At 72.8% G+C, this 13,022-nt stretch carries 16 protein-coding genes; 5 read left to right on the plus strand and 11 right to left on the minus strand.

Annotated elements, in window-relative coordinates:
* Positions 1-82: 82 nt before the first annotated feature.
* Entirely contained in the window at positions 83-1,087 is a 1,005-nt protein-coding gene (locus ACQEVI_RS25750) for an NADPH-dependent oxidoreductase (protein WP_432904805.1), read from the minus strand.
* A 113-nt stretch (positions 1,088-1,200) separates the two neighbouring features.
* On the opposite strand from ACQEVI_RS25750, the gene ACQEVI_RS25755 reads away from it, so the two are divergent.
* Together ACQEVI_RS25755 and ACQEVI_RS25760 are read left to right on the plus strand one after the other, a co-directional pair.
* The gene (locus ACQEVI_RS25755) at positions 1,201-1,575 is read left to right on the plus strand and encodes a hypothetical protein (RefSeq protein ID WP_432904808.1); all 375 of its coding nucleotides are present in this window, start codon (positions 1,201-1,203) and stop codon (positions 1,573-1,575) included.
* A gap of 121 nt (positions 1,576-1,696) precedes the next feature.
* Positions 1,697-2,365, plus strand: a complete 669-nt coding sequence (locus ACQEVI_RS25760) for a DsbA family protein (RefSeq protein ID WP_432904811.1) — start codon at positions 1,697-1,699, stop codon at positions 2,363-2,365.
* A gap of 18 nt (positions 2,366-2,383) precedes the next feature.
* Here ACQEVI_RS25760 and ACQEVI_RS25765 read toward each other — a convergent pair whose 3' ends face one another.
* Genes ACQEVI_RS25765 through ACQEVI_RS25775 form a run of 3 tightly spaced genes read right to left on the minus strand, consistent with a single transcriptional unit; the run spans position 2,384 to position 3,788 of the window.
* The gene (locus ACQEVI_RS25765; RefSeq protein ID WP_432904814.1) at positions 2,384-2,845 is read right to left on the minus strand and encodes an NUDIX hydrolase; all 462 of its coding nucleotides are present in this window, start codon (positions 2,843-2,845) and stop codon (positions 2,384-2,386) included.
* Between the two features lie 26 nt (positions 2,846-2,871).
* A complete protein-coding gene (locus tag ACQEVI_RS25770) occupies positions 2,872-3,042 on the minus strand; it encodes a hypothetical protein (RefSeq protein WP_432904816.1) in 171 nt (56 codons plus the stop codon).
* 59 nt (positions 3,043-3,101) lie between these two features.
* On the minus strand, positions 3,102-3,788 hold the full coding sequence (locus tag ACQEVI_RS25775; protein ID WP_432904819.1) for a PAS and ANTAR domain-containing protein: 687 nt from the start codon (positions 3,786-3,788) through the stop codon (positions 3,102-3,104).
* Between the two features lie 218 nt (positions 3,789-4,006).
* Here ACQEVI_RS25775 and ACQEVI_RS25780 point away from each other — a divergent pair, with 218 nt between their 5' ends.
* Together ACQEVI_RS25780 and ACQEVI_RS25785 are read left to right on the plus strand one after the other, a co-directional pair.
* Positions 4,007-4,360, plus strand: coding sequence for a TraR/DksA family transcriptional regulator (locus ACQEVI_RS25780; protein WP_432904821.1), 354 nt, complete (start codon positions 4,007-4,009; stop codon positions 4,358-4,360).
* A gap of 79 nt (positions 4,361-4,439) precedes the next feature.
* A complete protein-coding gene (locus ACQEVI_RS25785; RefSeq protein ID WP_432904824.1) occupies positions 4,440-4,634 on the plus strand; it encodes a hypothetical protein in 195 nt (64 codons plus the stop codon).
* Positions 4,635-4,669: 35 nt separating this feature from the next.
* Here ACQEVI_RS25785 and ACQEVI_RS25790 read toward each other — a convergent pair whose 3' ends face one another.
* The gene (locus tag ACQEVI_RS25790) at positions 4,670-5,128 is read right to left on the minus strand and encodes a hypothetical protein (protein WP_432904827.1); all 459 of its coding nucleotides are present in this window, start codon (positions 5,126-5,128) and stop codon (positions 4,670-4,672) included.
* A gap of 241 nt (positions 5,129-5,369) precedes the next feature.
* Between ACQEVI_RS25790 and ACQEVI_RS25795 the strand changes: the two genes are divergently transcribed.
* Complete coding sequence (locus ACQEVI_RS25795) at positions 5,370-6,689, plus strand: hypothetical protein (protein WP_432904829.1); 1,320 nt, start codon at positions 5,370-5,372, stop codon at positions 6,687-6,689.
* On the opposite strand, the gene ACQEVI_RS25800 is transcribed toward ACQEVI_RS25795, so the two are convergent.
* The 6 genes from ACQEVI_RS25800 to ACQEVI_RS25825 form a co-directional block, all read right to left on the minus strand.
* Positions 6,611-8,317, minus strand: a complete 1,707-nt coding sequence (locus ACQEVI_RS25800) for an alpha/beta hydrolase (protein ID WP_432904832.1) — start codon at positions 8,315-8,317, stop codon at positions 6,611-6,613. The two genes, ACQEVI_RS25795 and ACQEVI_RS25800, sit on opposite strands and share 79 nt — an antisense overlap.
* A 91-nt stretch (positions 8,318-8,408) precedes the next feature.
* Positions 8,409-9,137 (minus strand): response regulator transcription factor, encoded by a 729-nt coding sequence (locus tag ACQEVI_RS25805; RefSeq protein ID WP_432904835.1) that lies wholly within the window; start codon positions 9,135-9,137, stop codon positions 8,409-8,411.
* Positions 9,134-10,285: a sensor histidine kinase gene (locus ACQEVI_RS25810; RefSeq protein WP_432904837.1), complete on the minus strand. Its 1,152-nt coding sequence runs from the start codon at positions 10,283-10,285 to the stop codon at positions 9,134-9,136. The genes ACQEVI_RS25805 and ACQEVI_RS25810 overlap by 4 nt, the downstream gene beginning before the upstream one ends.
* Positions 10,286-10,323: 38 nt before the next feature.
* A complete protein-coding gene (locus ACQEVI_RS25815) occupies positions 10,324-11,472 on the minus strand; it encodes an SGNH/GDSL hydrolase family protein (protein WP_432904840.1) in 1,149 nt (382 codons plus the stop codon).
* A gap of 9 nt (positions 11,473-11,481) precedes the next feature.
* Positions 11,482-12,426 carry a lysostaphin resistance A-like protein gene (locus ACQEVI_RS25820; RefSeq protein WP_432904843.1) on the minus strand — a complete coding sequence of 315 codons (945 nt, stop codon included), beginning with the start codon at positions 12,424-12,426 and terminating at the stop codon, positions 11,482-11,484.
* Positions 12,423-12,980, minus strand: a complete 558-nt coding sequence (locus tag ACQEVI_RS25825; RefSeq protein ID WP_432904846.1) for a small multidrug efflux protein — start codon at positions 12,978-12,980, stop codon at positions 12,423-12,425. Before ACQEVI_RS25825 ends, ACQEVI_RS25820 begins: the two co-directional genes overlap by 4 nt.
* Between the last annotated feature and the right edge of the window lie 42 nt (positions 12,981-13,022).

The raw sequence follows: 13,022 nt of genomic DNA on the forward strand, positions 1-13,022 counted from the left end.
GTAAGGTAAGCGTTTGCCCGGTGTCAACGAGCAGCGCCTGCTTAAACGTTTCGTCGCCCTCGGTCAGGCGCGTCAGCGAACGTCACCACGACGGCATGCCCAGCGCGGCCAGCGCGGAGCGCAGTCGTTCCCGTCCGCGCAGCGACCCGTTGCCGCGCATGCGGGTCAGCACGCGCCCGATCCACCCTCCTGTGAAGCCCTGGTCGCGGTAGAAGGCGGTCATGCGCCGCTCGTACGCGCCGAGCGACCGGAGCTGCCGCGCCATGTCGTAGGTCTCGTGGTGCAGGACGACGGCCTGCGGCAGGCGGGGCTTGACCCGTCCGGGGCATGCCGGGTCCGGGCGGCCCACGACCAGCCCCACGACAGGTGCGGCCCCCCGGGGCAGCTTCAGCTCGGCCGCGAGCGCCTCCGGGTCGTCCCGCACCCCGCCGAGGTAGACGGTGCCCAGGCCGAGGGACTCGGCGGCGACGACTGCGTTCTGGGCGGCGAGAGCCGCATCGAGGAACGCGGTCATGGTGGTCTCGAGGTAGCCGGTGGCGTGTACCGCCGTGCTCCGGCTCGCGCCGAGCGCGCGGACGCGGGCGAGGTCCGCGATCCAGACGAGCAGGAGCGGTGCGTCTCGCACGTGGTCCTGCTCGCCGCACAGCGTGGCGAGGCGGGCGAGGCGTGCCGGGTCGGTGACGGCGACGACGCTCCAGAGCTGCAGGTTGGACGACGTCGGTGCGGACTGCGCGGCCGCGACGAGGGTGGGCAGCACGGAGGGTGCCAGCGGCCCGGGCAGGAACCGGCGGACGGAGCGGTGGGCGAGCTGGACCTCGAGCACCGAGCGGGGCAGGTCGGCTGCGGCCGCGAGGGTCCCGGACACCTGCGGCGCAGCGGTGTCCGCGTGCCGGGAGCTCACGCCGTAGCGTGCGGCGACCTGGGTGCGGGCGGCGGCGAGCCGGCCGGGGTGCTCGCGCGGCCCGGGGTCGGGCTGGAGCGTTCGTGCGGTGCGGGTGGTTCGGCCGGTACGGGGGGATCGGGTGGCGGGTGCGGAGGCGGTCTCGGTCGGTCGGGTGGCGACCGGAGAGGCGTCGATGGCTGTCATGAGAGCTCCGTAGGGTGGACGGAGGGCTACGCACTCATGCGGAGCGCCTTCTCGTCAAGACCCCGTAGCGGCATCTCGTGCTCCGGGCGGGTTCGGTTACTGTTGGGCTCGCCATGGACGTGACTCGTCGCACTCGACCCCTCCTCGCCGGTGTCCGGCGCGGGCTGGCGGGCGCCCTGACGGCCATGCTCCTCGTGCTCGCCGTGGTCAGCGCGGGCGCCGTGGTCAGCACGTATCACGACGCAACCACCGTCGAGGTCGCCGTCGGGCCGATCCACGACGGCCTCCGGGACTGCTCCGACCACCACTCGCCGTCGGCGCACTGCGATCCGGTCGTGCCTGTCTTCTCCTCCGGGCCCGCCGCGGCGCCCGTACCGTCGACAGGCTGGCTCGTCTCCGCCGTGGGGCACGGCGACACCCCGGTCCCCGCCAACACGGCTGACGCGAGCGCACCGTCGCTGCACGCGCTCGGGATCTCCCGGACGTAGACCGACCCGCACCGCCGACGCGCCCCCGTGTCGGCGGCATCGGCGCGCCCTGATCTCGGGTGCGCTCCGCGTGGTTCTGCTCCGAGTCGACCGGCTTCGGCCTCCGCCCAAAGGAATCTCCATGACTGCACAGCGCCCGACCTCCCAGCGCCCGACCTCACGACGCCTGCTCCAGCTCGTCCTCCTGGCCGGGGTGCTCGGCCTGCTCGGCCTGCTGGTCGCCTACATCCTGAACAGCCCCGAGCGTGACGCGACCGCCGCCGACGTCGTGCGCGAGGACAGCCACGTCCTGAACCAGGCACCCGACGAGAAGGCGGTGCTCGTGGAGTTCCTCGACTTCGAGTGCGAGGTCTGCCGCGCCTACTACCCCACGGTCGAGCAGCTGCGCGCGGAGCACGGCGACGAGCTCACCGTCGTGATGCGCTACTTCCCGATCCCCGCGCACGCCAACTCCACCAACGCCGCCGTCGCGGTCGAGGCCGCCGCGGCACAGGGCCGGCTCGAGTCGATGTACCAGCGGATGTACGAGACGCAGGGCGAGTGGGGCGAGGCGCAGGACTCCAGGGCAGATGTCTTTCGCGGCTTCGCACAGGAGCTGGACCTGGACATGGACGCCTACGACGCCGCTGTCGCCGACCCGGCGACCACCGAACGAGTCCGGTCCGACTTCGACGAGGGCCGAGCGCTCGGCGTCGGCGGCACGCCCACGTTCTTCCTGGACGGCGAGAAGCTCGAGACCACCAGCCCCGAAGCCCTGACCCAGGCAGTCCAGTCCGCCCTGGCCGGGTAGCACACTCGTTGAGTGCTGTCAGTGCTCGACGAGCCCGCCGACGGGGACTGGTGCGACGTGGCCGTCGGCGGGCGTGTGCTCGTTCAGGCTGAGCCCGATCGCGACGAGCGACGAACGCCTGAGGTTCGCGACGTCGTCGACCGGAACCCAGGCCGCCGCGACGATCTCGGGGTCGGGCTCCGCCCGCATGTCGCCGCCCGTGATCGAGACCCGGTAGTAGATGCCGACGTTCTGGTGCTCGGGTCCCGGCTGAAGTCGTTCCGCTGCCGGGATGATCCGGGAGTCCACGCCGAGCAGCCGCTGGACCGCACCGCGGTAGCCGGTCTCCTCAAGCAGCTCCCGCACCGGGGTCTCGACCGGATCCTCGCCGTGCTCGACACCTCCGCCGGGCAACGTCCAGTGTCCAGTTGCACGGTGATGAACGAGGAGCACGCACCCGGCATCGATGCAGACAGCATAGGCCGCCAGCCGAAAGGTCATCGCAGCAGCGTACGGCGGCGGCGCTCCTAGCCCTCCACGAGCCGGAGAGCCTTCTCGGTGAAGTAGGTGACCTCGCCGTCGGCGTCCTCGACGCCGAAGACGAACTTGCCCGAGGGAGTCGCACGGACATCGACGACTGCGCCGCGTCCACGCGCGGTGACCACTTCGGCTCCTGGCGTGAAGATGCTTGTGCCCATACGCCGAATTATGCGGGCACCAGGTGGCGGCGCGCCTCCGACGGGAGACGGATTGGGCATCAGAGGTCGTCGGATATCTCCGGGTCGGCCAGGAAGTTGTCGATGACCTCGCTCGTCGGGAACTCCGTGACGTCCGGCCCGGAGAACAGCTGCACCAGCGAGTAGGCGATGTCCCGCAGAGGGACGTTCGACTGGTTGGACGCCTCGCGCAGCCGGTCGATCGCCTCGTCCTCCTCGATACCGTGAACGACCATGAGCACGCCCTTGGCCTGCTCGATCACCGCGCGGCGCTCCGAGGACGCCTGGATCGAGGCCGACGCCTCGCGAGCCGCTGCCTCACGCTGCGCCTTGGTCACGTCGATGAAGTACCCGAACAGCTCCGTCGTCCGACCGGTGGCAGGGTCACGCCGGCCTTGACCGGTGACGGCCAGCGTGCGGGTCCTTCCCGCGGCATCCACGATGCGGTGCACCGAGCTGAACGGCTCCCCCGTCTCCGCCGCGCGCTGGAGCATACCGTCCACGCGGTTGCGGTCGTCCGGATGCTTGTGCGACAGCATCAGCGGCGTCGTCGGCACGACCTCGCCCGCCTCGAAGCCATACATCACATACACCTCGTCCGACCAGGCCCACTCCCCCGTCGCCAGGTCGAGCCGGTACCGACCCACAGGAGGCCGGACGCCGCTGACGAGCGCCTCCTCGATGTCGCTCGCGGACGGCGTCTGGCTGGTCCCTGGCCTGGGGTCCACGGGGGCCTCCTCTGGTACCGGTTGTCAGGGCTCCGTGCCCTGCTAGGGAACGGAAACTACGGTGGGAAGGATATCGCGACGAAGATGCTTCATCGGCCAGCAGTTTCACCCGGCGTCCGTTCACCACCCGACCGCTCAGCGCGCGAACCACGATGGACCGTCAGCTGTAGCCTGCGAGGGGCGGCAGGACCAAGGCTCGTGAGGAAGGTGGCGGGAGAATGGCTCCGATCACTGAGATCCACGGACTGTTGATCGCCGACCGCGAGCGCACATGTGATCTGATCTCCTCCCTCTCGGGCAACATCGCCTCGATGGTGGAGGCGTCGCAGCTCACCACGGCCGACGACGAGCACGATCCCGAAGGGTCGACGATCGCCTTCGAGCGTTCCCAGGCGAGCACGCTGCTCGCTGCGGCCAGGGACCACCTGGCCGACGTGGATGCAGCGCTCGCGAGGATCACGGCCGGCAGCTATGGCTACTGCGAGCGCTGCGGACAAGCAGTCGCACCTGACCGCCTGCTGGCCCGGCCCGCTGCACGCACCTGCATCAGCTGCGCCGCCGCCGGCCAGTGAGTGCGAGCACAGCGCGGTCCCCGTAGCGTCGAGGCGTCGCGCGACCGCGCGGCCACCATCGGCTCTGGAGGAACCAGCAATGAGCGAGAGCGACCCTTCGCGGAACGACGCCGAATTCGCCGAGCTGGCCGAGCGTCAGGCAGAGGCCGTCCGGGCGCAGGACCCGGACCCGGACGACACGGATGCTCGCCCCGCGGACGAGAAGGCGATACCCGGCGAGCACCCCGAGGACAACCCCGACAAGGACGGTGAGGACCGGTTCGACGCCGGCTGAGGCGGGCGGGCGGACGACGACGGCGGAGGGTGCGGCTAAGGGGTGGCCAGCTCCCGCTCCGGATACACCGCGACGTCCACCAGGGTCCGGGCACCCAGCGGCTCGTCCAGCTCGACGGTGAACGGCGTCGGCGGGTTGGACGGACAGGTCTGGCCTTCGCCCGGCGGGGCCTCGACACCGACCACGAGCTCGACCCGGTCCTCGTGCTCGACCAGCCGCTCCAGGGTCACCCGGCCGTCGGCCGCCTTGCCGCCCGCGCACGCGACCTCGGTGACGAGCAGGTGCACCTGAGACGACTCGGGGTCCGGAAGGTTGTCCGGGTCGAGCGCCAGTATCGCCTCGCCGAGGTCACCGAGGTCGTACTGCGACGCGCTCGGTCCCCCGGATGCGTCATCGACGGATGGCCCGCCTGCAGCACCCGCCTGGGCGCAACCACCGATCAGCATCGCCAGGGCGACCGCCCCGCCCTGCATCAGCCTGCTCCGTCGCATCATGTCGGCTCCTCCGGTCAGAGCCGCATCGTCAGCGGCGCTCTTCCGGAATGTGTGCGGTGCGGGTCAGGTCTTGCAGGCCGCCGGCGTCGGCCCTGCTCCGGCAGGCGGTCGCTACGGGCAGCACGCCGCGCCCGGCGAACAGCCCGACCGCGACCGCGGGAGACCGCAAGAGCAGGCTCGCACGGCACACATGACGGGTGTGGGACCACCGCGGCCCCCACATTCAGCACGGAGGACCACGATGGACACCAACAAGAACTGCGACCCCGGCGTGCCGGTGCCCGCTGACGAGCTCGCCGCGCGGCGTGCCCGGCGTCGGACCAGATGGATCGGTGCGTCCGCCGCGGTGGCCCTCGTGGCCGTCGGGGGCGGCGGGTACCTGGCGGGCGCCGCGAGGGTCGTCGGTGGCTCCGACGGCGTGGGCGAGAGCACGGCCGAGGCGCCGATCACGCTGGAGGCCCCGGTCGGCGCGGCGGACTCGCGCGGCGGCGCGCCGGCGTCCGGCCCGATGGCGGCGACGGACTCGGAGATGGCGGCCGAGAGTGCCGACCAGAAGCTGTCGTACCCGTACGGCTTCTGGGGCCGCACCGTGTTCCACGCGGATACCGGCCTGTCGACGACGGGCTCGGAGGCCGAGGCGTTCGGCCTCGACCCCGCGGGAGTCCTGTCGGCCGAGACGGCACGCCGTGTGGGCGACACGCTCGGCGCCTCCGGTAAGCCGCGCCAGGAGGGTGGCTCCTGGCTGGTCGGCCCGGCCGACGGCAGCGGCCCGACGGTCCACGTCTACGCGGACGGCTCGGGGAGCTTCGACTTCTACGACCCGGCGCGCGACCCGTGGTCCTGCCCGCTCCCGGACAAGGCCGAGCCGGGTACGACGGACGAGGGCGGCACCGACAGCGCGGAGATTCTCCCGGCCCCGGACTGCCCGACCACCGTGACGCCCGACGCGGCCCCGGCCACGGGCGACGCCGTCACGGCGCTGCGGGACGTGATGGACCGCCTCGGCGTCGACCCCGCGGGCTTCGAGCTGGAGGCGGGCGAGTCGTACGAGGATGACCCGTGGCGCTCCGTCACGGCGTGGCAGGTGGTCGAGGGGCAGCGCACGGGGCTCTCCTGGAGCGCGTCGGTGTCGGCGTCCGGCATCGCGAACCTGTACGGCTTCCTCGCGGAGACGATCTCGCTCGGCCAGTACCCGGTGGTGAGCGAGGCCGAGGCCGTGGAGCGCCTGGGTGACCCGCGGTTCGGCGCCGCCGGCGGCACGATCGCGCAGGCGGCAGAGGCGCGTGTCGTACAGGACGGTGCCGCGGAGGACGGCGACACGGCCGCCAGCGACATGGTGCCCGTCCCCGACCCGACCGTGCCCGCCACCCCGACCCCCGGCGCACAGATCGCCTGGCCGGTGACCGACGTGACGATCACGTCGGCCCGTCTCGGCGTGGCGCAGCAGCACATGCCGGACGGCGCGGTGCTGCTGCTCCCGGCCTACGAGCTCCGGGACGCCGACGGCACCGTCTGGTCGGTCCTCGCGGTCGCCGAGGACGTACTCGACGTCACGCCCTGACCAGCGCCGGGCGGGCGGGTGGTGGCCGGGGCGACGTCGCAGACCGTGCCGTCCGCGGGAAGCACCCCGTCGATCAGCGCGGCGTCCACGGCGTCGTCGACGCACGGGCCGCTGGTGCGGTAGGACGTGTGCGCCACACCCTCACGGGTGAGCAGCACGGCGTCGTCCAGCCGCTTCGCCATGGTCTCGGCCCAGTGGTGCGGGGACACGTTGTCCAGCCGACCGCCGACCACCAGGATCGGCGGGGCGCCGGCGCCGGTGAGCTCCTTCGTGAAGCGGTCCTCGTTCTCGACGGGCCACAGCGCACAGTTGAGCGCGCTGTACGCGGCCCGGCTGCCCAGCCGGTCGGCACGGGCGGCGATCTTCCTCGCCGCGGCGCGGTGCACCGCCAGGTTGTTCAGCCGGGGCCAGTCGGCGCACCGGACCGCGGTGTGCGCCTCCTGGAGCGTCGCGAACGGACCGCCGAACGGCGCGACGGTGACCTTGGAGACCAGGAAGTGCAGGGCCGTGCCGTCGCCCTGCTGGGCGGCGAGCAGGCCCGCGGTGAGCACGGGCCAGAGCGCGCGGTTGCCCGCTGCCGCCCGCACGCTCTCGAGCGCCATGGCGCCGTCGAGCGGGCCGCCCGGCGTGAGACCCTCGGCCGGCGGGACCTGCAGCGGCTCCGCCTCGAGCTCGGTGATCAGGGCGTCGAGCGCGGCCTCCGGATCGCCGTCGCCGAAGGGGCACACCTCGACGCCCTCGGCGCGGCACGTCTCGAACCACGCGTCGAGCGTCTCCTCGTTGGACACCGCGACGTCGTCGAGGAGCCGGAGCGGGTTCCTGAGCCACAGCCTGGTGTCGACGGGGGCGTCGATCACCATCTGGCGCACACGGTCCGGGAACATCGTGGCGTACATCGGACCGACCACCGTGCCGTAGGAGGCACCGTAGAAGGTGACCTGCTCCTCGCCGAGCGCGGCACGGACCTGGTCGAGGTCGCGTGCGACGTTGTCGGTGGACAGGCTCGCCAGGAACTCGGGGCTCTGGTGCGCCAGGCAGCCCTCGGTGAACGTGTCGGCATCGGCGAGCAGCGTGGCGAACCGCTTGCCGCCGGGGAGGTTCGGGTCGCGGTCCTCCGTCGCCTGCTCGGCGCGCTGCTCGTCGGTGAGGCAGCGGACGGCGCCGGACTCCCCGACACCGCGCGGGTCCATGCCGACGACGTCGAACCGGGCGACGACGTCGGGCGAGTACGGGCTGGCGGCACCGTCCGGGTCGATGGACGCGACCGTCTCGGTGGCCGACACACCCGGACCGCCCGGGTTGATGAACAGGCTGCCGATGCGCCGTTCCGGATCGGTGGCCCGGTGGCGGGTCACCGCGAGCGCGATCTGCTCGCCGTCCGGCTCCGTGTACTCGAGCGGCACCTCGACCGTCGCGCAGTCCAGGCGTGGGCCGCACTCGGTCCAGTCGATCGGGTCGGGGGTGGGCGGCTGCACGTCCGGGGCCGCCGGGCCGCGGTCCGGCGACGCGGCCAGCGCCATGCCGGACGCACCTGCGCATCCGCTGAGCGCCAGGGTGGCGGCGACCAGGGCCACGACGATCCTCGGCGCGAAGGACGGGACAGCTGTCTGTCGGGTTGTTCGATGCATGAGACCGACGTTAAGCATTTCACCCGGCGTGCGCCTCCGCCGATGGGTCGGAGTCTCCCCACCAAAGGAGGAACGGTGTCGCGGAGGACGCTCACTCCGGTCGTTCGGGCTGATCCGGTCGTTCGGGCTGATCTGGTCGTTCGAGCTCGGCGTCGTGCACGAGCAGGGCGATCTGCACCCGGTTGTTGAGGTCGAGCTTGGTGAGGATCGCCGACGCGTGGGACTTGACCGTGGTCAGGCCGAGGTGCTGGCGCGCCGCGATCTCGGCGTTGGAGCGCCCTGTCCCGATCTCGACGGCGATCACGCGTTCCCGCTCGCTGAGCGCGCCGAGGCGACGACGGGCCGTGGCTCGGCGCGTGCTCTGCCCCGGCTCCGCGACCCGGGCGATCAGCCGCTTCGTGACCTCCGGCGACAGCACCGGCCGCCCCTGGGCCGCCTGCCTGATCGCGACGACGAGCTCGTCCGGCGGGGTGTCCTTGAGGAGGTAGCCGGCTGCCCCGGCACGGAGCGCACGCAGGACGTGGGTGTCGGCGTCGAAGGTGGTGAGCATCATGACCTGCGGGGCGTCCGGCCGCCTCCGCAGCGTCTCGGTGGCGGTGAGCCCGTCGGTGCCGGGCATCCGGATGTCCATCAGGACGACGTCGGGGCTGTGGCGTCGGGCCAGCTCCACCGCTTCGGCGCCGTCGCTCGCTTCCGCGACGACGCGCAGGTCGGGGGCGCCGCTCAGCATCATCCTCAGCCCGAAGCGGACGACCGGGTCGTCGTCGGCGACCAGCACGTCGATGGTCGGCCTGTCGTCGGCGGGCACGAGAGGAGTCACGACGGCCAGGGTAGGCGCAGCCGGACCCGCCAGCCGCCCGACCCGGTCGGGCCGTGGTCGAGACGCCCGTCCACGATCCGGGCGCGCTCCCCCAGGCCGCGCAGCCCCGCGCCGGGACCGGCCGGGCGGGCGGGGTACGACGGCGGGCCGTCCGGCGGACCGTTCACCACCTCGGCCAGCACCTGGTCGCCGGGCCGTCCGGCGATCCGCACGACGACCGACGTGCCCGCCGCGTGCTTGCGCACGTTGGTCAGCCCTTCCTGCACCAGGCGGTAGAGCGTGCGGCCCTGGGTGTCCGGGAGGGTCCGGTCGCCGGTGGTCACTCCGGCCTCGTCCCGCAGCTCGACCGACGTCCCGGCCGTACGGGCCTCGTCGACCAGCTCCAGGACGTCCGCGACGGCAGGTAGCGGCAGCTCGCCCACGGGCGCCCGGAGCACCCCGATCACCTCGCGGAGGTCCTGCAGGGCGCGGTGCGCGTTCTCGCGGACCACCTCGGCCGCCCGCGCCACGTCCGCGGCGGGCGCGCCGCGCGAGTAGGCGAGGGCGCCCGCGTGGACGCTGAGCAGCGACAGGCGGTGCCCGAGGACGTCGTGCATCTCCCGCGCGAGGGCCTCGCGGGCCTCGCGCTCGGAGCGCTCTGCACGGAGCCGCGCCTCGACCTCGGCCGCCATGGCCCGCTCCCGCAGGGACGCGATCAGCGCCCGGCGGTGACGCACGGAGAGCCCCCACGCGACGGTGGCGAGATGTCCCAGCCCGATGATGACGAACACCGTGACCGGCGGGACCTCGGCGACGGGCCACAGCAGCTGGTACGTGCTGACGGCCGCCAGGCTGACCGTGCACACCGCCGCCGTGGCCCGGGCCGAGCGGTGCACCGCCACGGTGAACAGCGCGATGATCGCCGCCCCGGCGACCGTCTCCGAGAACGAGCTCGAGGCGGTGAGGGCGACACCGATCACCAGCGGGAACCGGCGCCGCCACCACAGCGCGACGCAGCCGAGCAGCCCCGGGGCCCAGTCCGTGTACACGGCCCACGCCGGGACCGCTCCCGGCTCGCTCGCCTGGAGAACCGCCGTGACCAGCCCCAGCGCGGCGGCCACCGCGATCATCACGCAGTCGACCAGCCGCCGGCGCACGGCTGTGCCCACGTCGCCTCCTGAGGTCGGTGTCGCGACCGTGTCCGGGCTCACGAGCTCGTGAACGGCCCCGTTCCGGCGAACGCGTACCGGGCGAACCGTTCGCCGATCAGCCGGTGGGTGGCGGTGTCCGGGTGCAGGGCGTCGGGCAGCGGGTGTTCGACGGCGTCGTCCGCGCCGTAGAGCGTGGTGCCGTCGAGGTGGTGCAGGTTCGGGTCGCCGCGGCGTTCGACCACGGCGGCCAGCGCGTCGCGGATCACTCGGAGGGTGAGCTTGCCCTGCTGCTGCTCCTCGCTGCGACCGGTGGCGACGAACCGGAGCTGCCCGGTCCCGAGCGCGTCCGGATCGACGGCGCCCGGCCCCGGCGTGTCCTCGTGGATGCCGCAGAAGATCGGCGAGGCCAGCACGAGCGGGGTCGTCGGGTGGCCGTCGCGGATCGTGTCGAGAAAGCCGTGCACCGCCGGCACGAAGGTGCGCAGCCGCATCCCGTCGAGGTTGACGACGTTGATGCCGAGCTTGACGCTGATCAGGTCGGCGGGCGTGTCGCGGATGACGCGGGCGAGGAACGGGTCGACCAGGGCGCTGCCGCCGAACCCGAGGTTGCGCAGGTCGACGTCGCCGAGACGCGCGGCGACGGCCGGCCAGATCTGGGTGGGCGTGCTCGCGTTCGACCCGTGGCTGATGGAGCTGCCGTGGTGGAGCCAGAGGCGACGCGTCGGCTCCACGGGAGCGACGGGCGCGTCGGAACGGAGCTCGACGAGCTCGACCGACTCGTTGTGGGGCAGCCAGAGCTCGACCAGCTTGTCGCCCGCGGGCAGCCCGTCGAACGTGGTGGTGTGCGGCAGGCCGGGACGGAACTCGGTGGCGCCCGTCTCCAGGTCGGCCTCGATCAGGTCGCCGCCGTCGAGCACGCTGCTGGCGACGGGCTCGCCGTCGAGCACCAGGTCGACGGCGCCCCGCGGGCGGTCGGCGCCGCGGTAGGCCACCCGCAGGGGGTGGCTCACGAGCGAGACGGTGCGGGCGCTGGTGGTCAGCACCACGCGGACGCCCGACGGCTGACCCTCCACCATCAGCAGCTGCGGGTCCGGGAACCGTTCCCGCACCCAGCCCGGGAGCCGATGGGGACGCAGGCCGCGCGCGGTGCGTTCGAGCTCGGCGGTGCCGTGCAGGAACTGCGCGGTCAGGGGCGTGCTGAGCATGGTGCTCCTCTACCTCGACTGATTTCCTTGAATAGTTCCACCTCGTCGGTCAGCCGGCGGTCCGTCGTGCCGGGTCCGGTACCAGACCACCGAGGTGATGACCGCCAGCAGGGCGACCGGGATCAGGAAGGCGACCGAGCCCGCACCGGACGAGCGGTCCGTCGCGGTGAAGAGGTCCGCGTGCAGCACCAGCGCGAGCAGGAACCCGAAGACGTTGTTGGCGGCGTGCAGCACCACCGCCGTCTCGACGCCGCCCGTGCGCCAGGTGATGAGCGCGAACGCGACGCCGACCGCCAGGAACTGGAGGTTGAGCCAGAGGTCCGTGGAGAGGTGGATCGTGGCGAACAGCACCGCCGAGACCACGACACCCAGGGCGAGCGCGGAACGTGGGCCGCGGCCCCAGCTCGCGGCGACGCGGAAGATCAGCCCGCGGTAGCCGTACTCCTCACCCGCGCTCTGCAGCGGCACGACGACGAGCGAGACCGCGAACATGAACAGCAGGTCCGCCGGCACCCAGTCCCCCGGCGCCGAGGGCTCCAGGACGGCGAGCACCGTCATGTAGACCGCCCAGACCGGCACCAGGAACAGGACCGCCCGGCCGAGGACCGCGGGCCGGAACACCTGGAGCACGGAGTGCAGCGAGGCGCCCCGCACCCCGTACAGCCAGCGCTGGATGAGCATGCTCCAGGGGATCAGCAGCGCCGTGGACGCGAACGTGGCGGCCATGGTGACCGGCGTGAGCCCGGTGCCGCCCGTCACGACGCCGTCCCGCCCGAGCAGGAGGTCGATCTGACCGCCGAGCTGGGCGAAGGCGGCGCCGAAGCCCACCAGTCCGGCGTGCAGCAGCACGATCGCCAGGATGCCGCGCCCGATGCGGCGCTTGTCGCCCGCGAGCGCCAGGTGGTACGGCACACCTTCAGGCACCGGCCTGGGCAGAGCGGTCCAGCGGCTCATCGGACGGCCCCGAGGACGCCGCTGATGATGAGGGCGGTGAGGGTGGTCCAGGCGATGATGGCGATGGCCTGCCAGATCAGGATGCGGGTCTTGCCGACGCCGGAGGCGGCGAGCATGGTGGCCGTGAAGTGCGTGGGCAGCAGGAGCGGGCCGAGCAGGCTCACGCCGGGGACGCCGTAGCGCTCGTAGGCGCGCTGGAACTTCGCGCGGCGCGCGTCGCTGCGCGCGTCTTCGGTCCTCGCGCCCGGCGGTACCTCCAGCGTGGACCCGGCGCGGGCCGGGGCGCCGGCGTGGGCCAGGACCTTTTCGCGGTGCCGGGTCACGACGGCGTTGCGCGCGCCGGAGCCGAGCAGCACCAGGGCGGTCACGACGAGGAAGTTGCCGGCCATCGCGGCGATGGCGGCGACGACCGGGTTGATGCCGCCGAGGATGCCGATCGCGACGCCGCCCTCGCCCTCGATGAAGGGGATGGCGCCGGCGACCGCGACGATCAGCGGCTGGACGAGCTCGGGCACCTGCCCGAGGAGGTTCTGGAGGGTTTCGACGAGGTCCATGGGGTGCTCCTGCGGTGGTGGCCGGCGGTGGGCGTCGGGGTG

The sequence above is a fragment of the Promicromonospora sp. CA-289599 genome (assembly GCF_050936155.1).
GTDB lineage: Bacteria > Actinomycetota > Actinomycetes > Actinomycetales > Cellulomonadaceae > Promicromonospora.